Origin of the sequence: Cellulophaga omnivescoria (assembly GCF_001999725.1) — a bacterium.
GTDB lineage: Bacteria > Bacteroidota > Bacteroidia > Flavobacteriales > Flavobacteriaceae > Cellulophaga > Cellulophaga omnivescoria.
In genome coordinates this window covers 135,739-159,787 of the sequence record NZ_MDDP01000043.1, presented here as the reverse complement: position 1 = coordinate 159,787, position 24,049 = coordinate 135,739, and the positions used below count along the sequence as shown (strand labels likewise).

At 31.3% G+C, this 24,049-nt stretch carries 19 protein-coding genes; 12 read left to right on the top strand and 7 right to left on the bottom strand.

The genetic code is table 11. From position 1 onward, the window contains the following. Positions 1-3: 3 nt before the first annotated feature. Entirely contained in the window at positions 4-1,935 is a 1,932-nt protein-coding gene (locus BFJ87_RS13835; RefSeq protein ID WP_077405781.1) for a heavy metal translocating P-type ATPase, read from the bottom strand. Between the two features lie 347 nt (positions 1,936-2,282). On the opposite strand from BFJ87_RS13835, the gene BFJ87_RS13830 reads away from it, so the two are divergent. After that, a complete protein-coding gene (locus BFJ87_RS13830; protein ID WP_408612219.1) occupies positions 2,283-2,717 on the top strand; it encodes a COG2426 family protein in 435 nt (144 codons plus the stop codon). A 6-nt stretch (positions 2,718-2,723) separates the two neighbouring features. Here the strand turns inward: BFJ87_RS13830 and BFJ87_RS13825 are convergent, their stop codons facing one another. Beyond that, a complete protein-coding gene (locus tag BFJ87_RS13825) occupies positions 2,724-3,479 on the bottom strand; it encodes an XRE family transcriptional regulator (protein WP_077405775.1) in 756 nt (251 codons plus the stop codon). A gap of 151 nt (positions 3,480-3,630) precedes the next feature. Between BFJ87_RS13825 and BFJ87_RS13820 the strand changes: the two genes are divergently transcribed. Beyond that, complete coding sequence (locus BFJ87_RS13820; protein ID WP_245799641.1) at positions 3,631-4,707, top strand: hypothetical protein; 1,077 nt, start codon at positions 3,631-3,633, stop codon at positions 4,705-4,707. Between the two features lie 165 nt (positions 4,708-4,872). Next, positions 4,873-5,949: a copper resistance protein NlpE gene (locus tag BFJ87_RS13815; protein ID WP_245799640.1), complete on the top strand. Its 1,077-nt coding sequence runs from the start codon at positions 4,873-4,875 to the stop codon at positions 5,947-5,949. A 66-nt stretch (positions 5,950-6,015) separates the two neighbouring features. Here the strand turns inward: BFJ87_RS13815 and BFJ87_RS13810 are convergent, their stop codons facing one another. Continuing rightward, the gene (locus BFJ87_RS13810; RefSeq protein ID WP_077405772.1) at positions 6,016-6,543 is read right to left on the bottom strand and encodes a hypothetical protein; all 528 of its coding nucleotides are present in this window, start codon (positions 6,541-6,543) and stop codon (positions 6,016-6,018) included. A gap of 124 nt (positions 6,544-6,667) precedes the next feature. Here BFJ87_RS13810 and uvrA point away from each other — a divergent pair, with 124 nt between their 5' ends. The 5 genes from uvrA (at position 6,668) to BFJ87_RS13785 (ending at position 16,165) form a co-directional block, all read left to right on the top strand. After that, positions 6,668-9,496, top strand: a complete 2,829-nt coding sequence (gene uvrA / locus BFJ87_RS13805) for an excinuclease ABC subunit UvrA (protein ID WP_077405769.1) — start codon at positions 6,668-6,670, stop codon at positions 9,494-9,496. Between the two features lie 54 nt (positions 9,497-9,550). Then, positions 9,551-10,237, top strand: coding sequence for an LOG family protein (locus BFJ87_RS13800; RefSeq protein ID WP_077405766.1), 687 nt, complete (start codon positions 9,551-9,553; stop codon positions 10,235-10,237). A 6-nt stretch (positions 10,238-10,243) separates the two neighbouring features. Next, positions 10,244-13,087: a gluzincin family metallopeptidase gene (locus BFJ87_RS13795; RefSeq protein ID WP_077405763.1), complete on the top strand. Its 2,844-nt coding sequence runs from the start codon at positions 10,244-10,246 to the stop codon at positions 13,085-13,087. 163 nt (positions 13,088-13,250) lie between these two features. Next, positions 13,251-15,662: an alpha-ketoacid dehydrogenase subunit alpha/beta gene (locus BFJ87_RS13790; RefSeq protein WP_077405761.1), complete on the top strand. Its 2,412-nt coding sequence runs from the start codon at positions 13,251-13,253 to the stop codon at positions 15,660-15,662. Positions 15,663-15,784: 122 nt separating this feature from the next. Then, entirely contained in the window at positions 15,785-16,165 is a 381-nt protein-coding gene (locus BFJ87_RS13785) for a DoxX family protein (RefSeq protein ID WP_077405758.1), read from the top strand. Here BFJ87_RS13785 and holA read toward each other — a convergent pair whose 3' ends face one another. After that, complete coding sequence (gene holA / locus BFJ87_RS13780; RefSeq protein WP_077405755.1) at positions 16,166-17,167, bottom strand: DNA polymerase III subunit delta; 1,002 nt, start codon at positions 17,165-17,167, stop codon at positions 16,166-16,168. Positions 17,168-17,193: 26 nt separating this feature from the next. On the opposite strand from holA, the gene BFJ87_RS13775 reads away from it, so the two are divergent. From BFJ87_RS13775 to BFJ87_RS13765, 3 genes are all read left to right on the top strand, one after another. Further along, complete coding sequence (locus BFJ87_RS13775; RefSeq protein ID WP_077405752.1) at positions 17,194-17,640, top strand: type I restriction enzyme HsdR N-terminal domain-containing protein; 447 nt, start codon at positions 17,194-17,196, stop codon at positions 17,638-17,640. Between the two features lie 37 nt (positions 17,641-17,677). Continuing rightward, positions 17,678-18,682, top strand: coding sequence for a glycosyltransferase family 2 protein (locus BFJ87_RS13770; RefSeq protein WP_077405749.1), 1,005 nt, complete (start codon positions 17,678-17,680; stop codon positions 18,680-18,682). A gap of 73 nt (positions 18,683-18,755) precedes the next feature. Further along, a complete protein-coding gene (locus tag BFJ87_RS13765; protein WP_077405746.1) occupies positions 18,756-19,607 on the top strand; it encodes an OmpA/MotB family protein in 852 nt (283 codons plus the stop codon). A gap of 80 nt (positions 19,608-19,687) precedes the next feature. Here BFJ87_RS13765 and BFJ87_RS13760 read toward each other — a convergent pair whose 3' ends face one another. The 3 genes from BFJ87_RS13760 to BFJ87_RS13750 all read right to left on the bottom strand — a co-directional run bounded on the left by BFJ87_RS13760 (position 19,688) and on the right by BFJ87_RS13750 (position 23,375). Continuing rightward, positions 19,688-20,308: an L-threonylcarbamoyladenylate synthase gene (locus tag BFJ87_RS13760; RefSeq protein WP_077405743.1), complete on the bottom strand. Its 621-nt coding sequence runs from the start codon at positions 20,306-20,308 to the stop codon at positions 19,688-19,690. A gap of 64 nt (positions 20,309-20,372) precedes the next feature. Further along, positions 20,373-20,975 carry a zinc ribbon domain-containing protein gene (locus BFJ87_RS13755; protein WP_077405741.1) on the bottom strand — a complete coding sequence of 201 codons (603 nt, stop codon included), beginning with the start codon at positions 20,973-20,975 and terminating at the stop codon, positions 20,373-20,375. Between the two features lie 78 nt (positions 20,976-21,053). Continuing rightward, positions 21,054-23,375, bottom strand: coding sequence for an ATP-dependent helicase (locus BFJ87_RS13750; protein ID WP_077405738.1), 2,322 nt, complete (start codon positions 23,373-23,375; stop codon positions 21,054-21,056). Positions 23,376-23,528: 153 nt separating this feature from the next. On the opposite strand from BFJ87_RS13750, the gene BFJ87_RS13745 reads away from it, so the two are divergent. After that, positions 23,529-23,990: a GNAT family N-acetyltransferase gene (locus BFJ87_RS13745; RefSeq protein ID WP_077405735.1), complete on the top strand. Its 462-nt coding sequence runs from the start codon at positions 23,529-23,531 to the stop codon at positions 23,988-23,990. The last annotated feature ends 59 nt before the right edge of the window (positions 23,991-24,049 follow it).

Sequence of the window (24,049 nt, the reverse complement as noted above, 5' to 3'; positions counted from 1 at the left end):
TTTTTACCATTTTTTTGTTTGCAACCTAACAGCATTTAATATTGCCAACAAAGCAACACCAACATCTGCAAAAACCGCTTCCCACATTGTTGCCAATCCGGCAGCGCCTAAAAGTAGTACAATTAGTTTTACTCCAAAAGCTAATGCTATGTTTTGCCAAACAATTGCTCTTGTAGATTTACCAATTTTTATTGCCTTTACAATTTTAATTGGCTCGTCTGTTTGTATAATAACATCTGCAGTTTCAATAGCTACATCACTACCTAAACCACCCATTGCTATACCAATATCACTTACCGCTAATACAGGAGCATCATTAATACCGTCTCCAACAAAAGCCACAATTGCATTAGGATTCTTCATTAGCTCTTCTACCTCCTTTAGTTTTTGTTCTGGTAATAAATCTCCTTTAGAACGTAAAACATTAATTTGTTTGGCTACATTTTTAGTGATGGATTCTCTGTCTCCAGAAAACATATAAAAATCCTTTACGCCAATTTTGTAAGCTTCAGAAACAGTTTCTTTGGCATCCTCCTTAATTTCGTCTGCTATAATTACATAACCAACAAATTCACCGTTTATGGCAACCAAAACACTAGACTCTACAATATCTTCTATTTCTGTTAATACATCAATTTTATAATCTAATAAAAGGGCTGCATTACCAACTAATACTTTTTTATTGTTAACAATACCCCTAATGCCCTTGCCTGCAATTTCTTTTACATCTGTTGCGGTAAACGGTTCTCTTAATGGATAGTCTAACAAAGCTTTTGCAATTGGGTGTGTAGAAGTTGCTTCTAATGCAAGCGTATATTTCATTAGTTCAGACTCACTAATGGTAAAAGCCTTAATCTCTTGTATGGTAAAAATACCTTTAGTTATAGTGCCCGTTTTATCCATAGCTAAAGTATTCACTTTTGCAATTGTATCTAAAAAAGAGGCTCCTTTAAATAAAATTCCATTTTTAGACGCCGCACCTAAGCCCCCAAAATAACCTAATGGTATAGAAATAACCAGTGCACAAGGGCAAGAAATTACCAAAAAAATTAACGCTCTATATAGCCAATCTGCAAACACATAATTGGGAACAAAAAAGTACGGTAAAAAGGTTAATCCAATAGCTAAAAATACAACTGCAGGGGTATATATTTTTGCAAATTTTCTAATAAACAACTCGGTTTTAGATTTACGGGCGGTTGCATTTTGTACCAAATCTAAAATGCGTGCAATAGAACTATTCTTAAATTCTTTGGTTGCCTTTACTTCTATTACATTTTGCAAGTTTATACTACCGGCATAAACTATTGTATTTTTTATTATTCTCTGTGGTTTACTTTCTCCTGTTACAGCTGCTGTATTTAAATATGCATTTGTAGAAAGCAAAACTCCGTCTATCGGAATTTTTTCTCCCGTTCTTACCTGCACAGTCTCTCCTATTTTTATAGAACTTGGCAAAACTGAAACGTAAGAATTAGACCTTAAAACTAAGGCCTTATTAGGTCTAACATCTAACAATGCTTTTATGTTACGTTTTGCTTTGGTTACCGCTGCACTTTGAAAAAATTCTCCAATTGTATAAAAAAGCATTACAGTAACGCCCTCTGGATATTCTCCTATAACAAAAGCACCTAATGTGGCAATAGACATTAGTAAAAACTCTGTAAAATAGCTACCTCTTTTTATACTTTCTATTCCTTTTTTTAAAACAGGTAACCCAACTGGCAAATATGCTGTACTATACCAAAGAACTCTAAACCAACTTTTAAAAAAAGGACTAAAATTATAGTAGTCTGCAGCAATACCTATTAATAACATTAAAGAACTTAGTATTGCTGGTATATATTTTTTTAGATTAGAATTTGTATTAAAATTACTGTAACCATAGTTACGTGTTAATTTGTTTATTTTTTTCTTCTCATTATGCTCTCTCATACCCAAATTTCTATAAAATATACGTGTAACAATAGTATATTGGACTTAAATAAACTTGTTACAAATTTTACTTCTTAAGATATGGTAATAAAAAATTAAGAGCATCACAAATAAATATTGTATTTACTTTGTGCACATACCCCATATTTATGAGAATAGAAAAATAATAAAGCGTAAAAACGTTTTATATGAATAAAATAATATTACGACTAATAAACCGTTATTAAACCGATCTACACTTAAAATTAATATTTTTTTATGTTTATAATATGTTAATATTAAAAGTGGAATGTTAGATTTGCAAAATTAAAACCTAACCAATAGTGATTACAGAATATATTATAGCAATGTTATGGAGCTTATCTCCGTTTGGAGAGGCTAAGGTTGGCATACCTTATGGTATGTATAACGGTTTAAACATATACGTTGTTTTTATTTTATGTTTTGCATCTAACGTACTTGTTTTTCCTATGATGCTATTTTTTTTAAATAAAATAAACCATTACCTATTAAAATGGCGTGTATATAAAAAAGGAGCCATTTTTGTGGCTAGAAAAGCAAAAACTGGCTCAGGAGATAAAATAAAAAAGTATGGTTTTTGGGGTTTAATATTTTTTGTTATGTTACCTGTACCTGGTACTGGTGTATACGCAGGTACAATAGCTACTTATTTATTTAAAATTGAGAGAAAGAAAGCATTTTTAGCGAACACCATTGGTATATTCTTTTCTTCTGTAATTGTATGGGTGCTTACCTATTTAGCAATGCAAGGTATGGCCTAAACCATTTTATTTAATTCTTTTCTTTAGTTCTTCCATAGATTGTTGCAATTCCTTTAATAAACCTTTTTCTGTAGTAGTATCTAGCCCAAAAGAAATTTTACTGTTTACCTGCCAAAGTTCTTGTATTTGATCTGCAGCTACTTGATATGGCGGATAGGTTTCATTTAAAGAAATTAATGATACAAAGTTGCTATTAGGTACTTTTTCTATTTTTTTAACCAATACAGCATCATACAACACAACTACATACATTTTATTTGCACTAATATCATCTAAACTCTCTGTTGCTTTAGCCAAAACCCATTCTCCTGGATATAAATTAGGTAACATACTATCACCTTCAACCTGAAACCCCCTGTAAGTTGCGTTTCTAAATTCCGGTATAGGTAAATCAAAAGCTGGTAATTGTTTATACCAGTTTGCATCCTGAATGTTTTGTGGATAACCCGCAGCTGCTTTTGCATTAACAAGAACCATATTCTCATTCTCTTCCGCATCTACAGTTACAAATTTTGGAATTACACTATTGGCCTTAGCAGACATATATTTTTGATTGCCATCTCCAAAAAGCCAAAGCGGATTAATTTTAAATTGTTTTAAAAGTTCTGTAACTACTTTACCAGATAATTTTGTGCGTCCCCGTTCTATATCTGCAGTTGTAGTAGACACACCTAAAAGTTTTGCAAACTCTGCTTGCGTAAAACCAAGATCTCTACGCACCTCTATAAAACGTTTTACTTCTATACTATAATCATTTCCCATACGCTAATATAGCTATTTTGGAATAAATCCATCGTAAAAATGGATTAAATCCATCCTTAAGATAGCTAATTAATGTAAACACCTACAAAAACAATACTAAAACATCTCTTATGGCGTTAAATTAACTTATAACCTTAATCAATTTTTTATAATGAAAAAAATTAACATTATGCTTGTGTGCTTTTTAGCACTAAACTTTTTCTCTTGTTCGTCTGATGATGACTCATCTGTAAAAAATAACGATGCAGAAATTAATGCTCAAGAAGATGAACCTTTAGAAATAAACAGCGTAAGTTCTGCACTTATTATAGAAGGAGCTACTAAAAAAACAGGCACTCTTACTCCTACAGGTGGTTTAGAGTTTTCTATGGACTACAGCAAACAGTCTGCTTTTCAAAAAAACGGATTTGAAATTGAATTTAATTCTGCAGCAGATTATACAGGTGTTTACATACAGTTAAAAGATGAAAACGGAATGGCAGATTCTTATTTTGATGTTCCTAGATCTGAGATTTATGTTTCTGGAAAAGGGGAACAAACTAAAAAGAATAGAGGCTTTTTAAAAGGTAAGTCTGCTGGTAAAGAAAATGATGCTGCTATTGAAGTAAACCTTGACGAAAGTGTTACTGCTGGTACTTTTTGCTATGTTATTTGTTTATATGATGCACAAGGCAACATTAGCGAACCTACAGAGGTTTGTGTAACTGTTGAAGCTTGGGGTGGTAATAGTGATTTAGTTGGGACTTGGAACTTTACAAAAGAAATTTCTGATGGTGATGAAGTAAAAGTTAATGAACAGGATTGTTTTACTTTTGACTACACTTTATGTAATGAAGAAGTAATTGTTGAAGAATGTTCTACCGTTAATTTTTTAAAAATAAAATTTAATAATGATGGAACATTTACATATAATAATTCATTTTCTGATAAAAATATAAATTGGATTGATAGTGACGAAGCTTGTGAAGTTATTTATGACAATGATGAATCTTCTTCAGATACCTCTGGAAAATGGGCGTACAATGAGGAAAAGAACCAGCTTACTTTAGTTGCTTTTTCTGAGACAGAAACTTATAATGACGAAGAAGAATCTTATGTTTATGAGAATGGTTCATTAGATATTGAAGGAGAAGTTACAGTTTCTGGATCTTCATTAATTATAAAAGAATTATTTGAAAATGTTGGTTTAGAAGAGGATATATATGAGTATTATTTTAAAAAAGAATAACTAATTTAAAATCAGAAAATTAATAAAATAAAAGCCCAAACTATCTTTTAGTTTGGGCTTTTATTTTATATACCAACTACTAATAATACACGAAATATCTTACAAATAAATACTAAATTAGTACTACATTCGTTTATCTAACTTATAACCTTAATCAATCTTATAATGAAAAAAATTAACATTATGCTTGTGTGCTTCTTAGCACTAAATTTTTTCTCTTGTTCGTCTGATGATGACTCACCTGCAAAAATTAACGACGCAGAAATTAATGCTCAAGAAGACGAACCTTTAGAAATAAACAGCGTAAGTTCTGCACTTATTATAGAAGGAGCTACTAAAAAAACAGGCACTCTTACCCCTACAGGTGGTTTAGAATTTACTATGGACTACAGCAAACAGTCTGCTTTTCAGAAAAACGGATTTGAAATTGAATTTAATTCTGCATCAAATTATACTGGCGCATATATACAGTTAAAAGATGAAAACGGAATGGCAGATTCTTATTTTGATGTTCCTAGATCTGAGATTTATGTATCCGGTAAAGGAGAACAAACTAAAAAAAACAGAGGCTTTTTAAAAGGTAAATCTGCTGGTAAAGAAAACGATGCTGTTATTGAAGTAAACCTTGACGAGAGTGTTACAGCAGGTACTTTTTGTTATGTTATTTGCTTGTATGATGATGAAGGCAACATTAGTGAACCTACAGAGGTTTGCGTAACTGTTGAAGCTTGGGGTGGTAATAGTGACTTAGTTGGCACTTGGAATTTTACAAAAAAAATTGAAAACGAAAAAGAAATAAAAGTTACTGAGGAAGATTGTGAATCTTTTACTAATTACATCTGTAACCAAGAATATGAAGTTGATGAATGCGATATATTAAACTCTATTCAGCTAAAATTTAACAATGATGGAACTTACGAATTAAATACTTCTCAAACTGAGAAATACTTAAACTATCAAGAAAGTGAAGCTGCTTGCCAGGTTATCTATAAAGAATCAGATTTCACTTATAAATCTACAGGTAAGTGGGCATACAATGAGGAAGAAAACAGACTTACTCTAGTTATTTTTTCTGATGTGTTTGATTATGGTGATGAAATAGAATCTGAAACATACGAATTTGGTGATTTAGGATTAGATGGTCCATTAGATCTTTCTGATTCTACTTTAAAAATTACAGAATCAGATTCTTATGATGGTATAGAAGTAGATATTTACGAATATTTTTTCGAAAAAGAATAACTAATCTAAAATTAATAGATTAAAAGCCCAGACTATGTTTTAGTCTGGGCTTTTTTAATATTTTCTCTATTTACTACGTTCTCCTACAAATTGATCTTCTTTACTTTTAAATAACACATTAAAAGACGTTAAGCTACCATAAATACGCGTAATATATTGTTGTAAATCTACTTTTTCTTGATCTACAAGATTTTTACTTGAATTAATTTTTTGCTCCATTACTCTAATTCTGTCGCGCACCATAACTATTTTATGAAAAAAAGTATCAATAGGCATTTCTTTATTTGCAGATTTACCGTCTCCAGGTTCTAATACCAAGGTTCCTTTTTTCCATTTATCAGCAATTGGTGTTATACTAGTAGCATCACTCCATTTTCTTAAAATTGCAATTAAAGAATTTTCCACATCAGAAAAACTTACACTATCTACTTCATCTTCAACAGCTTCAATAACCTCAAAATCAGAATCTATATCTATAGTTTCTAAACCATTCTCTATAAAAGTAACCCAATAATGTTTACTTGTAACATTGGTTACCACGCCTTTTCCTAATTCATTATGTTGTATTCTAGAGCCTATTCCTAATAATTGCATTGTTGTATTTTTTTAGTTAATGCTGCTAAAATATAATTACAGCACTAATTAACAAAAACTAAATAGACGCAATTATTAAATTAAAATCCAAAATCGTAACTTAGCAACTTTGCCAAATTAGTAAATGATTACATACGAAGAAAACATAGAGGTAAAAGGTGCACGTGTGCACAACCTTAAAAATATAGACGTTACAATACCTAGAGAAAAGCTCGTTGTTATTACAGGCCTGTCTGGTAGTGGTAAGTCTTCATTAGCTTTTGACACTATTTATGCTGAAGGCCAGCGTAGGTATATAGAAACTTTTTCTGCCTATGCTCGTCAGTTTCTAGGTGGTTTAGAGCGTCCTGATGTGGATAAAATAGATGGATTATCGCCAGTAATTGCTATAGAACAAAAAACAACGTCTAAGTCTCCTAGATCTACAGTTGGCACAATTACCGAAATATATGACTTTTTAAGACTCCTTTTTGCTCGTGCTGCAGATGCACATAGTTACAACACAGGAGAAAAAATGGTTAGTTATAGTGATGCTCAAATAAAAGAGCTTATAATTAACGATTTTAAAGACAAAAAAATAAACGTTCTTGCCCCTGTTATTAAATCTAGAAAAGGGCATTACCGTGAGTTGTTTGAACAAATTGCTAAACAAGGTTTTGTTAAAGTAAGAGTAGATGGTGAAATTGTAGACATTGTTAAAGGTTTAAAATTAGACCGCTACAAAGTACATGATATAGAAATAGTTATAGACAGGTTAAAAATATCAGATAGCGCGGACCTAGATAAACGTATTACAGAAACCATAAATACAGCAATGTATAGTGGAGACAATGTATTAATGATTTTGGAAGAAGGTAAAAAAGAACCTCGCTATTTTAGTAGAGATTTAATGTGCCCTACTACAGGTATATCTTATCCAAAACCAGAACCAAATACATTTTCCTTTAACTCTCCAAAGGGTATGTGTCCAAGTTGTAATGGCTTGGGGCATAAATATGAGGTTAATAGAACTAAAATTTTTCCAGATACTAAATTATCTATAAAAGATGGTGGTATTGCTCCTTTAGGAAAATATAAAAATTCTTGGGCTTTTAAACAGTTAGATGTTATTGCACAACGCTATAATTTTAAGTTAACAGATGCTATTGAAAAAATACCTGAGGAAGCAATAGAGGTAATTTTAAATGGTGGGAACGAGAGTTTTGAGGTGGACTCCAAAACATTGGGTATAAAAAGAAACTATAAAATAGAATACGAGGGTATTTCTAATTTTATTGAAAGCCAATATAACGAGGCTAACTCTGCTCCTATTAAACGTTGGGCTAAAGAGTTTATGGATAAAGTTGTTTGCCCTACCTGTGAAGGCTCTAGACTGCAAAAAGCATCTTTATATTTTAAATTTGATGATAAAAATATTGCAGATTTAGCAACAATGGATATTGTTGACTTGGCAGATTTTTTTAGTAAGGTTGATAAAAAGCTCACTAAAAATCAACTTAAAATTGCCGAAGAAATTATTAAAGAAATAAAAACTAGGCTACAATTTTTATTAAATGTTGGTTTAGATTATTTATCATTAAACAGAAGCTCTAAATCTTTATCTGGTGGTGAGGCACAACGTATACGTTTGGCCACACAAATAGGCTCTCAACTAGTAGGTGTTTTATATATTTTAGATGAACCAAGTATTGGTTTACACCAAAGAGATAATGAACGTTTAATAGCATCATTAGAAGATTTAAGAGACATAGGAAACTCCGTTATTGTTGTAGAGCATGACAAAGATATGATAGAGCGTGCAGACCACGTAATAGATATTGGACCAAAAGCGGGCAAGCACGGCGGACAAATAATTTCTGAAGGTAAACCTGAAGATTTAAAAAATTACAATACACTTACTGCTGATTATATTACAGGTAAGAGAGAAATTTCCGTTCCTAAAAAACGAAGAAAAGGAAATGGTAAAAAAATAAAACTTACGGGTTGTACTGGTAACAATTTAAAAAATATTTCGGTAGAATTTCCTTTAGGTCAAATGATTGGAGTAACAGGAGTTTCAGGCAGTGGAAAATCTACCTTAATTAATGAAACCCTCTACCCTATTTTAAATGCTTACTATTTTAACGGTGTTAAAAAACCAATGCCGTATAAAAAAATTACAGGCTTAGAGCATATAGATAAAGTAATAGATATTAACCAGTCTCCAATTGGTAGAACTCCACGTTCTAACCCAGCAACATATACAGGTGTTTTTGGAGAAATACGAGCCTTATTTGCTAAAACACAAGAAGCAGCAATTAGAGGCTACAAACCAGGTCGTTTTAGTTTTAATGTTACTGGTGGTAGGTGTGAGACTTGCCAAGGTGGAGGATTACGTGTAATAGAAATGAACTTTTTGCCAGATGTATATGTAGATTGTGAAACTTGTAATGGCAAGCGTTTTAACAGAGAAACCTTAGAAATTAGATATAAGGGAAAATCTATTGCAGATGTATTAGAAATGACTATTAATGAAGCCGTTACTTTTTTTGAAAATATCCCAAAAATTAATCGCAAATTAAAAACTATACAAGATGTTGGTTTAGGGTATATTTCATTAGGACAACAATCTACTACATTATCTGGTGGTGAAGCGCAACGTATAAAGTTGGCTACAGAGCTATCTAAAAGAGATACTGGAAATACATTTTATATTTTAGATGAGCCTACAACTGGCTTACATTTTGAAGATATACGTGTATTAATGGAAGTTTTAAACAAATTAGTAGACAAAGGTAATACGGTTTTAGTTATAGAACATAACATGGATGTAATTAAAATGGTAGATTATATTATTGATATAGGTTATGAAGGTGGCCGTGGAGGTGGCAAATTAGTTGCTAAAGGCACCCCTGAAGAAATTATCAAAGACAAAAAAAGCTACACAGCTAAATTTCTTAAAAAAGAATTATAAAATTAAAAATATTGCAGACAGAATAACGTTTTGCAGGTAATAAATTAGAATAAAATGAGAAGAGAAAAACACCCAAAAGGCTGGAATGAAATAAAAACAAACGATTCTTGGGCACTTTTTAAAATAATGGGAGAATTTGTAAACGGATTTGAAAAAATGAGTGCCATTGGTCCTTGTGTATCTGTTTTTGGTTCTGCACGTACAAAGGAAGGTAGTAAATACTATGAGCTTGCTGTAGATGTAGCTAAAAGTATTGCAGAAGCCGGTTATGGTGTTATTACTGGTGGTGGCCCAGGTATTATGGAGGCCGGTAATAAAGGAGCGCATTTGGCAGGCGGTACATCGGTTGGTTTAAATATAGAATTACCTTTTGAACAACATGACAATCCGTATATAGATCACGACAAGAGTATTAATTTTGATTACTTTTTTGTTAGAAAAGTAATGTTTGTTAAATATTCACAAGGTTTTGTAGTTATGCCTGGTGGGTTTGGAACTTTAGATGAGCTTTTTGAAGCTATTACACTTATACAAACTAATAAAATTGGTAAATTTCCTATTATACTTGTTGGTACTAGTTTTTGGACCGGATTAATGGACTGGGTTAAGGAAACTATGCTTGGTGAGGGTAATATTAGCGCTTCAGATTTAGATCTTATTAAAATAGTAGATACCGCAGATGAAGTTGTAGAAATAATTGATGCCTTCTACAAAGGACATGACTTAAGTCCTAACTTCTAATAAAGTATGACAGCATTTAAAATAAAAAGCAATGTAATATACACAGCTATAGGAGCACTTTTCCTATACTGTGTACAATTGCATGGGCAACACAAAACTATTATAAATGCTTCATTAGATACATCTTGCCATGAAATTACTATTCAGCAAGAGTTTAGTTATAAAAACACCTCTAAAGATACACTAGAAGTATTGTACTTTAATGATTGGGCAAACGCTTACTCTAGCAAAAAAACTGCCTTAGCTAAACGTTTTACAGAAGAATTTAAAAAAAGTTTACACTTAGCAAAACCAAAAGAAAGAGGATTTACAAATATTATTAAGGCCAAAGATAGTAAAGGTAACACACTTGCTAATAAACATACAAAAAGTAAAGACATAGTAATGTTTATACTTAATAAACCACTAGCTCCAGATACTACCTTAACACTAAAAATAAACTACAAAGTACAATTACCACCAAACAAATATACTAATTTTGGTTATAGTAATGATAGCACTTACTACCTAAAAGACTGGTATTTAACACCTGCAACCTACAATGGCAAATGGAACCTTTACTCCAATAAAAACCTAGAGGACTTACAAACAGATGCTACTACAACCAAACTCTACTTAACTATTAATAAAGACTATAACGTTACTACAAACCTTAACAAAACTAATGAATACAGTTTAAACGGGAATAAAACAATAGTTATTGATGGAGAAAACAGAAAAAGTGCCGAAGTAATTTTAAGTAATCAAAAAGAGTTTATTACCCATATTACTCCAGACCTTACAATAGAAACCGATTTTAAAGCTTCAAAATACCCCGAAATTTTACAAGGAATTTCTATTAATAAAGTTACCAAATATATAAAAGATAATTTAGGAGAATATCCACATAAAAAAGTATTAGTAAGTGAATTGGATTATAAAAAAAATCCTTTATATGGTATAAATCAATTACCGTCATTTATAGTACCGTATTCTGAGGCATTTAATTACGAATTAAAACTGTTAAAAACTTCATTGTATAAAATTTTAAATGAAAGCCTATACTTAAACCCTAGAAAAGAAAAATGGGTTACAGATGCTATTGTTAATTATTTAATGATTACCTATGTAGACGAATACTATAACGGTCAAAAATTATTAGGTAAATTTTCAAAAATTTGGGGCGTTAGAAGTTTTGAAATAGCAAAGTACGATTTTAATGACCAGTATGCTTTAATGTCTATGTTAACTAGCCGAAAAAACTTAGATCAACCCTTAACTGCTTCAAATGACTCTTTAATTAAGTTTAATCAACAAATAGCAAATAGTTATAAATCTGGTTTAGGTTTAACTTATTTATCAGAATATATTGGTTATAACAATGTAAAAGGGAGCATTAAAGAATTTTACAAAAAATACAAACAACAAAATGTTACTACTAACGATTTTGAAAATATATTAAAAAAATCTACCAACAAAGATATAGATTGGTTTTTTAATGAATTTATATCTACTAATGACAGAATAGATTTTAAAATAAAAAACATAGAAAAAACAGAAGACTCACTAACTGTCACTATAAAAAATAAAACATCTACAAATCTTCCAATATCCTTATTTGGTTTACAAAAAGACTCTGTAATATCTAAATATTGGGTCTCCAATGTAATAAACCAGAAAAAAATTACAATACCCAGAAACGGTGAAGATAAACTGGTACTAAATTATGATAAAAAAATACCAGAATTTAACCAAAGAGATAACTGGAAATCTTTAAAAGGTTTTTTGGCTAGCAACAAAAAATTAAGATTACAATTCTTTAAGGATGCAGAAAATCCTTATTACAATCAAATATTTTACAATCCAGAAATGAGGTTTAATGCCTATGATGGTTTTACTCCAATTCTAAAACTACACAATAAAACTTTACTAGATAGGCCTTTTGTATTTGCACTAAACCCTGGCTACGCAACAAAAGAAAATGCTTTTGTAGGTTCTGGTAATTTTACGATTAGAGATCAACATAAAAACAAAAACTTATTTCTAAGTACGTATTCATTAAGCTTTTCTACGTTTCATTTTCAAAAAAATTCTAGGTACTCTACCGTTACTCCTTCTTTTGGGTTAAGATGGAGACCAAAAGACCTAAGATCTAACAGAAGTCAAAGTCTTTTTGTGCGCTATATAAATGTATTTCGTGATTTTGACCCAGCTTTTGTTGAAGCCAATGAACTAGAGCCAGATTATAGTGTTTTAAATGCAAGATTTAGAGATACAAATAACGACTTAATAAATTATTTATCTTGGTTTGTAGATGCACAATATGCAGGTAAATTTTCTAAACTTTCTTTTGACTTAGAATATCGCAAACTTTTTCAAAATAACAGACAATTTAATTTAAGGTTTTTTGCTGGTAAGTTTATAAACAATAAAACTGATGATGACTATTTTAGTTATGCATTAGACAGACCTACAGATTATTTATTTGATTACTCTTATTTAGGTAGATCGGCATCTTCTGGTATTTATAGCCAACAAATAATTATTGCAGAGGGCGGATTTAAGTCTAAATTAGATAACCCCTTTGCTAATGATTGGATAGCTACAACAAACGCAAGTACCAATATTTATAGGTGGATAGAAGCTTACGGAGATATTGGCTACTTAAAAAACAAAGGCTCTAATGCACGCTTTGTATATGATGCTGGTATACGTTTAAACTTAGTAACTGATTATTTTGAATTATTTTTCCCTATGTATTCTAACAACGGATGGGAAGTGTCTCAACCAAATTACGGAGAAAAAATACGATTTATTGTAACCTTAAGTCCAAAGTCCTTAACTGGGTTATTTACAAGAAAATGGTTTTAATTAAATAACAAATTATCATTTTAAACAAAATATTTTACATATTTCATAATTTAAAACCCACTACTACATCTTATTTTATTAAATATTCAATAACATATCATTAATAGCTATTGCAAAAACCAATCAAATTTGGTACTTTTGCAGAAATATAACTTCGTAAGCTATGAGCGTAAAACCACAAACAAAAGACGATATTTCTTTCGACGATTTTAAATCGCAAATCATTAAAGATTATGAAATAGCCGTACTAAGCAGGGAGTGCAGCTTATTAGGAAGACGAGAAGTCTTAACTGGTAAAGCTAAATTTGGCATTTTTGGTGACGGTAAAGAACTTCCACAATTAGCAATGGCGCGTTCTTTTAAAAATGGTGATTTTAGAAGTGGTTACTATAGAGACCAAACTTTTATGATGGCTTTAGGACTGTTAAACGCTAAACAGTTTTTTCACGGTTTATACGCCACCACAGATATTACCAAAGATCCAATGAGTGCTGGAAGACAAATGGGTGGGCATTTTGGCACACATAGCTTAAACGAAGATGGAAGCTGGAAAAACTTAACTGAACAAAAAAATAGTAGTCCAGATATTTCTCCAACTGCTGGGCAAATGCCTAGATTATTAGGTTTAGCACAAGCATCTAAAATATACAGAAATGTTTCTGGTATTGATGCCACCAAATTTTCAAATAACGGTAATGAGGTTGCTTGGGGTACAATTGGTAACGCAAGTACAAGCGAAGGCCATTTTTTTGAAACTATAAATGCCGCAGGTGTTTTACAAGTACCTATGGTAATTAGTGTTTGGGATGATGCTTACGGTATATCTGTACACGCAAGACACCAAACTACAAAAGAAAATATTTCTGAAATTCTTAAAGGTTTTCAAAGAGATGAAGACAATAAAGGATATGAAATTATAAAAGTTAATGGCTGGGATTATACCGCTTTAATTCATGCTTACGAGAATGCATCTGAAATTGCAAGAACAGAGCACGTTCCTGTACTTATTCATGTAAAAGAATTAACGCAACCACAAGGCCACTCTACTTCTGGGTCTCACGAGAGATACAAATCTCCTGAAAGATTAGAATGGGAAAAAGAAAACGATTGTAACAAGCGTTTTAAAGAGTGGATTATAGAAAACAATATAGCTACAGAAGAAGAACTAACAGCTATAGATAAAGAAACAAAAAAAGAAGTACGTACTGCCAAAAAAGAAGCTTGGGCAGAATTTATTAACCCTAATAAAGAAGCTAAAAAAACGTTAGTTGTTCTTTTAGAAAATGCTGCTAGTAAAAGCCCAAACAAAAACTTTATTGCAAAAATTAAAAACGATTTAATTGCAATTGAAGAACCTATAAAAAGAGACTTAGCATCTAGTGCAAGGAAAGCTTTGCGTTATTTAATAGGTGAAAACTCACCTGAAAAACAAGCTTTAACCAACTGGATTACAGATTACTTAAATGAAATGCAACCTAAGTATAGCTCTCATTTATATAGTAATTTACCTAACAAAGCTACAAATATAGAAGAGGTTAAACCAGTTTATGATGAAAACCCAGAATCTGTAGACGGTAGAGTAATACTAAGAGATAATTTTGATCACATTTTTGGAAGCAACCCTAACACTTTAATTTTTGGTGAAGATGCAGGAGCTATTGGAGATGTAAATCAAGGACTAGAGGGCTTACAAGCTAAATACGGAGAACATAGAGTTGCAGATACTGGCATTAGAGAAGCTACTATTATTGGCCAAGGAATTGGTATGGCTCTTAGGGGTTTAAGACCAATAGCCGAAATACAATATTTAGATTATTTAATGTATGCCTTACAAACATTAAGTGATGATTTAGCTACATTGTTATACCGTACAGTTGGCAAACAAAAAGCGCCGTTAATTATTAGAACAAGAGGACACAGATTAGAAGGTATCTGGCATTCTGGTTCACAAATGGGAGGTTTTATACACTTATTAAGAGGCATGCATATTCTTGTGCCACGTAATATGGTTAAAGCAGCTGGTTTTTACAATACGCTATTAAAGTCTGATGAGCCTGCTTTAGTAATAGAATGTTTAAATGGCTACAGATTAAAAGAAGATAAGCCAGCAAACTTAGGCGAACATTGTACACCTATAGGTGTTGTTGAAACAGTAAAAGAAGGTACAGACTTAACTGTATTATCTTATGGTTCTACATTACGTATTGTGCAACAAGTTGCAAAAGAATTACTAGAAGTTGGTATTGATATAGAAGTAATAGATGCACAAAGTATACTACCTTTTGATATAAATCATGATGTATTAAAAAGTGTGCAAAAAACCAACAGACTACTAGTTGTAGATGAAGATGTACCTGGTGGATGTTCTGCTTATTTAATACAAGAAATAACAGAAAAGCAAGGAGCTTATAAGTATTTAGACAGTATGCCACAAGCAATAACTGCTAATGCCCATAGACCTGCATATGCAACAGATGGCGATTATTTTTCTAAGCCAAATGCTGAAGATATTTTTGAAAAAATATACGCAATAATGCACGAAACTAATCCTAGTAATTTTCCAAAATTGAGGTAATTGTTGTAAATAACACTTTTTGTCTAAATTTTACTCTATTATTAGCTGTTATTTTTCGTGTATTAGAAAAATATTTCTAAATTTGGAATACATAGATTTTTTTATCCCCGGAGCCTAAGATAATGAGAGATAATATTAAGACAAACATAGGATTGGCACTTTTACGTATTGTGCCGTCTGCAATGATGCTTACACACGGAATACCTAAATTACAAAACTTTTTTAGTGGTGATGAAATAAAATTTCCAGACCCTATAGGTATTGGAGCTAGCCCATCATTATTTTTAGCAGTTATTGGCGAGGTTTTATGTCCAATTTTTATAATATTAGGATACAAAACAAGATGGTTTGCCGTACCAACTGCTGTAACAATGCTAATTGCGGCATTTGTTCAACACGGTGCAGATCCGTTTAGTGTAAAAGAAATGGCGGTACTTTATCTTTTATTTTTTGTAATTATATTTCTATTAGGTCCTGGTAGATTAAGTGTAGATGGTAAATAATTAAAAAACTTTTACCAAAAGCTCTTTTAACAAGTCAGCCTGAGACATATTATACGCACCAACACCTTTGCCTTTAAGATCTAAATCTCGTAATGCAGATATAATTCCGCTTACCTTTTTCATTGGAAAATTTCTGGCAGCTGTTTGGTACTCATTAACAAAATAAGGGTTTACTCCTAAAACTTTAGCCACATTGCTCTTAGAGTGGTCTTTTAATCCGTGGTATTGTAGTATTTGTGTAAAATAAGTATGTAAAACAGTTACCGTAACCACAAAAGGATTGTCTTTTGGATTTTGAGCAAAATAATTTATAATTCTAGCAGCTTTTAAGGTATTACGCTCACCTATTGCTTTTTTAAGCTCAAAATTATTAAAATCTTTGCTAATTCCTATATGCTCTTCAATAGTGGCTGGTGTAATTTGTGTGTCTTTAGTAATTACAATTTTTAGTTTTTCTAACTCATTATTAATTTTACTTAAGCTAGTTCCTAAATACTCTACAAGTAATTGTGCGGCAACCGGCGTTATAGTATAACCACCACCTTTAAGAACTTTCATTATCCAGTCTGCAACTTTATTTTCGTATAAACTTTTACTCTCAAATAATACACCACTTTTTTGTACTGCTTTGTACAACTTTTTACGCTTATCTAGCTTAGCATATTTGTAACAAATGACCAACACTGTTGTTAACTGCGGGTTATTAGCATAACTAGCCAAATTATCTATAGTTCTAGACAAATGCTGGGCTTCTTTTACAACTACAACTTGCTTTTCTGCCATCATTGGGTAGCGCTTAGCATTAGACACTATATCATCAATAGTAACATCTTTACCATAAAGCACCATTTGGTTAAAACCGCGCTCCTCTTCTGTTAATACAGATTTTTCAATATATTCAGATATCTTATCAATGTAATAAGACTCCTCTCCCATTAAAAAATAAATAGGTTTTACGTTTCCGTTTTTTATATCGGAGATTAGTTTTTTTACTTCGTCCATTTAAAAAAAATCATCAAATTTGCAGTATGCAGAAGCTAAATTTTTCTACGTACAACTTCCGTTTCAAAAATAGCGAAAATAAAGTCTATATATTTGATGTAATACGAAAAAAGTTTGTGGTTTTACAACCTGAAGAATGGGTTAGGCAACACGTGGTACACCATCTTATTTATCAAAAAAAATACCCAATTAGCCTTATTAATGTAGAAAAACAACTGGTTATTAATAACTTAAAAAAAAGGTATGATGTTGTTGTTTTTAAACCTAATGGAAACATTAACATTTTGGTAGAATGTAAAGCTCCTGAAATTACAATTACACAAGCTACTTTTGACCAAATTGCACGTTACAATATGCAATTAGATGCAAATTATTTAATGGTAACTAACGGATTAAATCATTTTTATTGTAAAACAAATAGTACAGAAGATAATTATACGTTTTTACGTGATATTCCTGATTTTAACCGTTAAATTTGTAACAGAACATAGATAAAGTAACATATAAATTATGCCTAAAATTGCTGTTGTTATTTTAAACTGGAATGGCGTACAACTATTAGAACGTTTTTTGCCTTCGGTTATAAAATATGCTAACAACCAAAAAATTTATGTTGCAGATAATGCATCTACAGACTCGTCTGTACAATTTATTAAAGATAATTTCCCTAGCGTAGAGATAATATTAAACGCTAGTAATGGCGGTTACGCCAAAGGCTATAATGATGCATTGCAGCACGTAAAAGAAGATATTTTTTGTTTGCTTAATTCTGATGTAGAAGTTACACCTAATTGGTTAACTCCTATTTTAAATTATTTTAATGAAGATTTAAACACAGCTATTGTACAACCAAAAATTTTGGATTTAAAAAAGAAAACTCATTTTGAGTATGCCGGTGCAGCTGGTGGTTTTTTAGATAGTTTTGGATACCCTTTTTGTAGAGGAAGAATTTTTGACACATTAGAGGAAGACAAAGGGCAATACAATGACAATTTGCCCATATTTTGGGCAAGTGGCGCTTGCTTATTTATACGTAAAACTACATTTTTTGATTTAGGTGGTTTTGATGAAGATTACTTTGCTCACCAAGAAGAAATAGATTTATGTTGGCGTGCGCAAAATAGAGGTTTAAAAATTATGTACGTAGGTGCATCTACAGTATACCATTTAGGCGGATCTACACTTAGTGAAATGAATCCGAAAAAAACATTTTTAAACTTTAGAAATTCTTTATTTAGTATTGTAAAAAATACATCACTTTATAAGGCATTTTTTATAGTTATGGCAAGGTTATTGTTGGATGGTATAGCAGGTTTACGATTTTTGACACAAATGAGATTTAAGCATTGTTTGGCTATTGTAAAAGCACACTTTAGTTTTTACTGGAATATCCCTAAAACACTAAAAAAGAGAAGATTAAACAATAATACAAAAAAATATTATTTAATTAAATCCGTTGTGTGGTCTTATTTCGTAAATGGTAATAAGGAATTTAACAATTTAGTAAAAGATTAACTAAATTATAATACCGATAGATAGAACATTTTATATAATTTTGAAACAAATAACAATTAATAGTAATATGAATATGAAAAAGATTTTTTTAGGCGCTTTAGGAGCTACAATATTATTATCTTCTTGCGTATCGCAAAAGAAATATGCGGAGTTAGAGGCAAAAAATAAAGAAACTGAAGATTTATTAAACTCAGCAACAGTTAAGCTAAATAGCTGCATAGAAGAAAAAGCTACAGCAGATGCAAGGTTAAGAACTTTAGAAGACCAAAACGATTTTCTTAAAGCAAACAACCAAGTGTTAGTAGATAATATGGGTAACCTAACAGATTTATCTGCTAAGGGTGCAGAAAATTTAGAGAAATCTTTAGAAAGTTTAAAAGAAAAAGATTTAACAATACGTAAATTAAATGACGCTATTACACGTAGAGACTCTGTAAACTTATCTTTAGTACAAAGTTTAAAAGGTGTTCTTGGAAACTTAGATGATGAGGATATTGAAATTAGCGTAGAAAAAGGTGTAGTTTTTGTTTCTATATCTGATAAATTATTATTTAGCAGCGGTAGCTACAACGTAGCAACAAGAGCTAAAGAAGTATTAGGTAAAGTTGCACAAGTTGTAAATAACAAGCCAGATTTTGAATTTATGGTAGAAGGACACACAGATGCTGTACCTTACAGAAAAGGTGTTTTATTAGACAACTGGGATTTAAGTGTTAAGCGTGCAACTGCTGTAGTTCGTATATTACAAAATGAGTACGGAGTAGATCCTAAGCGTATGACAGCTGCAGGTAGATCTCAATACATACCAGTATCTTCTACAGATAAAGCTAAAAACAGAAGAACAAGAATTGTAGTACTTCCTAAAATTGATCAGTTTTATAGTATGATTGAAGAAGGAATGAAAGATCCTGCAATAAACAAATAGTATTAATTATTATTTATAATAAGAAAGCCTCGCATTATGCGAGGCTTTTTTTATTCCTTAACTTATATTTTTATTTACAATTAAAATATATCTATACTTCCTTTACCTTCCCTTATTATCTCCGGTTCGCCATCAGATAAATCTACAACAGTAGATGCCGTATTGTCTCCGTAACCACCATCTATAACAATGTCTACTAAATTATCCCATTTTTCATAAATTAATTCTGGGTCTGTAGTATATTCTAACAACTCATCTTCATCTCTAATAGATGTAGACACTATGGGGTTACCTAGTGCTTGTACCAAGGCATTGGCTATTGAGTTGTCTGGCACACGTATACCTACAGTCTTTTTCTTTTTAAAATCTTTAGGTAAATTATTATTACCAGGCAATATAAAAGTATAAGGCCCTGGTAATGCTCTTTTTAAAATTTTAAATGTAGCTGTATCAATTTGTTTTACATACTCAGACAAATTGCTAAGGTCTGCACAAATAAATGAAAAATTAGCTTTGGCAAGCTTAACTCCTTTAATACGTGCTATTTTCTCTAAAGCCTTAGTATTGGTTATATCACAACCTAGACCGTAAACAGTATCTGTAGGGTATATAACCAAACCTCCTTTTTTTAACACATCTACAACTTTTTTAATTGCATTTGCATTAGGATTCTCTGGGTATATTTTAATAAACTGAGCCATAATTTTATGTATTTAATAGCAGATAAAAATAAGTCTTAGTATTATAAAAAAACTTACAATACCCTTAGTTTCTTTTTACCTCATAAATAATATTGTCTTTAAAAAGTCCCTGTAATTCTTCAGTTGTATATCCAAATTCCTCATCTTCATAATTCTTGGGGATATCAATTTCAGAAATTCCAGATTTTTTATTGGTTTCGTATTCATTAAACCTAAAGTAAATACTATCAGAAATTGTAGATATTTTCATTGTAGAATAATAATTAGCTTCGGTTTTAAACTCATACAAATCATTAACCATAGGGTTAGCAATATATTTTTCAGAATTTTTGTTGTCTAAAAATGAAGAAAAAGCTAGACCTCCTATTATTAAAACAATTAAAAACAATGCAGAAAAGTGCTTAATAGGTGTTTTAGCCTCTTCTTTAACATTTTGGTATTCTAGTTTTAAGTTATGATCCATTTGCTTTGGCTCAAAAACAGTATTACAATTGGAACAAACAGCACCGCCTGTTTTACCTATTGGAAAAATTGGTATCCAATACAAATGTGCGTACTTACCATAAACTTCTACATTAAATTTTGCACTCTCATTACAGTTAGCACAAGGTATTTGTCTTGTTAATTTTGTTTTTAAATGTGATGAATTAGATCCGTAAAAAATCATACTAAAAGGCTTTGTGGTTGTTATTTGTAATAAATATAATGCAAATAAAACTATTTAGTAAGAAAAATACATCACGGCTTACAGTACTTCTAACTTAGCAAAACGTAGCAGTAATTTTTTTATATCACCCTTATCAAACTTAATTTCTGCTTTTTTATCGTTCCCAACACCATCAATTTTAAGTATAACTCCCCTACCAAACCTAGTATGGTTAACTGCTGCACCTTCTACCAAATTAGGATCTAGGTTGGTATTATTAGCTATTGGTTGTGCAAGTTCTGGTTTTAACTTACGTAACTTACGCAGCTGGTTTTCATTTGGTTTAGGGACACTTGGTGGTATGCCAGACACAGGTTTAACTTGTCTAAGTTTACTTTTATCTACTTCACCAAAAATGTTTTTATCTATTAAAGATTTGTACTTATAATTACTTACCGGAGTTAGGTTTTCTATATACTTTTCATCTATTTCCTCTATAAACCTACTTGGCTCTGCATCTACTAATTTACCCCAACGATATCTACTTTCTGTATACGTTAAATACGCTTGTTTTTCTGCTCTGGTTAGAGCTACATAAAATAATCTTCGTTCTTCCTCAAGCTCAGTACGCGTGTTCATACTCATTGCTGATGGAAACAAGTCTTCTTCCATACCAACAATAAATACGTGCGGAAACTCTAACCCTTTTGCCATATGTATAGTCATAAGAGCAACACGGTCATCATCACCTTTATCATTATCTAAGTCTGTAGCAAGTGCAACATCTTCTAAAAATTCTGCTATATTACCTGTTGCATCAGCAAGTTCCATTTGCCCTTCAACAAAATCCTTTATACCATTTAAAAGCTCTTCTATGTTTTCCATTTTGGCAATACCTTCTGGTGTACCATCTTTTTTAAACTCTAAAAGAATACCTGTTTTTTTAGCTACGTGTTCAGACAAAGAAAAAGCATCTGCTCCTTTATTCATTATCTGAAAACCTTTAATCATATTAACAAATTCTGTTAATCTACGTTTGGTACCAGCGTTTATTTTTAATTCTATTTTATCTATGTTTTCCATAACTTCAAACATAGAACGGCCATAATGGTTAGCTGTCACCAATAATTTATCAATTGTGGCTTGTCCAATTCCTCTGCCCGGAAAATTAATAACACGCTTTAATGCCTCTTCATCTTTAGGGTTAATTACTAACCTTAAGTATGCCAAAACATCTTTAATTTCTTTACGTTGGTAAAAAGATAATCCACCATAAATTCTATAAGGTATATCTCTTTTACGCAAAGCATCTTCAATTGCTCTAGATTGTGAGTTTGTACGGTACAATACTGCAAATTCTCCATTATGCAATTGCTCGTTCATTCTAGTTTCAAAAATAGTTCCTGCAACAAACCTACCTTCTTCTGCATCTGTAATACTACGATGAACTTTAATTAGTGGTCCATCATCATTAGAGGTCCATACAACTTTTTCAAGCTGATTTTTATTTTTTTCTATGATAGAGTTTGCGGCATTTACAATGTTACCAGTAGATCTGTAGTTTTGCTCTAACCTATACATTGCAACATTATCATAATCTTTTTGAAAGTTTAGAATATTACTAATGTTTGCTCCTCTAAAAGAATAAATACTTTGTGCATCATCCCCTACCACACAAATATTTTGAAATTTATCTGATAAAGCTTTTACTATTAAATATTGTGAGTGGTTTGTATCTTGGTACTCATCTACCATTATGTACTGAAACCTATTTTGGTATTTTTGCAACACCTCTGGAAAAACGTTTAAAAGCTCATTGGTTTTTAATAATAAATCATCAAAATCCATTGCTCCTGCCTTAAAACATCTATCCACATAATTTTTATAAATTTCACCAGTACGTGGGCGTTTTGCCATTGCATCTGCCTCTATTAAATCTGGATTATTAAAATATGCCTTAACAGTAATTAAGCTGTTTTTGTAAGATGATATTCTATTTTGTATTTGCTTGTACTTATATATATCCTTATCTAACTGCATTTCTTTAATTATAGATGCAATTAAACGCTGTGAGTCTTGCGTATCATAAATAGTAAAATTGTTAGGGTACCCTAACTTATCTGCTTCATAACGCAATAATTTTGCAAAAATGGAGTGAAAAGTCCCCATCCATAAACTTTTGGTCTCTGCACTACCAGCAATATCTGCAATACGCACTTTCATTTCTCTTGCAGCCTTGTTAGTAAACGTAAGCGATAAAATGTTATAAGGGTCTACACCCTGCTGTATTAAATATGCAATACGGTATGTTAACACCCTAGTTTTACCAGAACCAGCTCCGGCAATTACCATTAATGGTCCTTTTGTGTGTAAAACAGGTGCTTTTTGAGCCTCGTTTAGTTGGGCAATAAATTCTTCCAATTGTTTTTTCTTATATAATTTAGAGAAGTGTAAATTTAACCATAATTAAGTCCAGATAAAACAAGTAGTTTTAATAATTATAAACAATAAAATTTAATAGCAGTTTAATTTTAAATATCTTTAGAGAATACTACAATTTAAACCATAAGAATATTGAAAGAAATTGAAATTAGAGCAGCAGAATTAAAAGATTTAGAAACTTTAAAATCTTTTGAACAAGGCATTATTTATGCAGAGCGCCCTTTTGATGAAACTCTTAAACCAGATCCAATTTCTTATTACAGTATTGAAGATTTATTAAAAGACCCTAAAACACTTGTGGCTGTTGCTACATTAAACAATACGCTTATTGGTTCTGCTTACGCCACTGTTAAAGAAGCTAAAAAACATTTAAAACACAACACCTACGCGTATTTGGGTTTTATGTATGTAGATCCCCAATACCGCGGCAAAGGAATAAATAAAAAAATTATAGATTTTTTATTTATTTGGATAAAAAAGCAGCACATTACCGAAGTTAGACTAGATGTGTATAGCAAAAATACCGCTGCATTACAAGCATACGAAAAAGCTGGTTTTAAAAAGCACTTGGTAAATATGAGAATGAAAATTTAATTACTGACAAAAAACTAACTAACTAACTAACTAACTAACTAACTAACTAACTAACTAAC

Excerpts from the sequence above, each read along its gene's own strand:
- BFJ87_RS13835 (WP_077405781.1), bottom strand. The coding sequence starts at position 1,935 with ATGAGAGAGCATAATGAGAAGAAAAAAATAAACAAATTAACACGTAAC.
- BFJ87_RS13830 (WP_408612219.1), top strand. The coding sequence starts at position 2,283 with ATGTTATGGAGCTTATCTCCGTTTGGAGAGGCTAAGGTTGGCATACCT.
- BFJ87_RS13825 (WP_077405775.1), bottom strand. The coding sequence starts at position 3,479 with ATGGGAAATGATTATAGTATAGAAGTAAAACGTTTTATAGAGGTGCGT.
- BFJ87_RS13820 (WP_245799641.1), top strand. The coding sequence starts at position 3,631 with ATGAAAAAAATTAACATTATGCTTGTGTGCTTTTTAGCACTAAACTTT.
- BFJ87_RS13815 (WP_245799640.1), top strand. The coding sequence starts at position 4,873 with ATGAAAAAAATTAACATTATGCTTGTGTGCTTCTTAGCACTAAATTTT.
- BFJ87_RS13810 (WP_077405772.1), bottom strand. The coding sequence starts at position 6,543 with ATGCAATTATTAGGAATAGGCTCTAGAATACAACATAATGAATTAGGA.
- uvrA (WP_077405769.1), top strand. The coding sequence starts at position 6,668 with ATGATTACATACGAAGAAAACATAGAGGTAAAAGGTGCACGTGTGCAC.
- BFJ87_RS13800 (WP_077405766.1), top strand. The coding sequence starts at position 9,551 with ATGAGAAGAGAAAAACACCCAAAAGGCTGGAATGAAATAAAAACAAAC.
- BFJ87_RS13795 (WP_077405763.1), top strand. The coding sequence starts at position 10,244 with ATGACAGCATTTAAAATAAAAAGCAATGTAATATACACAGCTATAGGA.
- BFJ87_RS13790 (WP_077405761.1), top strand. The coding sequence starts at position 13,251 with ATGAGCGTAAAACCACAAACAAAAGACGATATTTCTTTCGACGATTTT.
- BFJ87_RS13785 (WP_077405758.1), top strand. The coding sequence starts at position 15,785 with ATGAGAGATAATATTAAGACAAACATAGGATTGGCACTTTTACGTATT.
- holA (WP_077405755.1), bottom strand. The coding sequence starts at position 17,167 with ATGGACGAAGTAAAAAAACTAATCTCCGATATAAAAAACGGAAACGTA.
- BFJ87_RS13775 (WP_077405752.1), top strand. The coding sequence starts at position 17,194 with ATGCAGAAGCTAAATTTTTCTACGTACAACTTCCGTTTCAAAAATAGC.
- BFJ87_RS13770 (WP_077405749.1), top strand. The coding sequence starts at position 17,678 with ATGCCTAAAATTGCTGTTGTTATTTTAAACTGGAATGGCGTACAACTA.
- BFJ87_RS13765 (WP_077405746.1), top strand. The coding sequence starts at position 18,756 with ATGAAAAAGATTTTTTTAGGCGCTTTAGGAGCTACAATATTATTATCT.
- BFJ87_RS13760 (WP_077405743.1), bottom strand. The coding sequence starts at position 20,308 with ATGGCTCAGTTTATTAAAATATACCCAGAGAATCCTAATGCAAATGCA.
- BFJ87_RS13755 (WP_077405741.1), bottom strand. The coding sequence starts at position 20,975 with ATGATTTTTTACGGATCTAATTCATCACATTTAAAAACAAAATTAACA.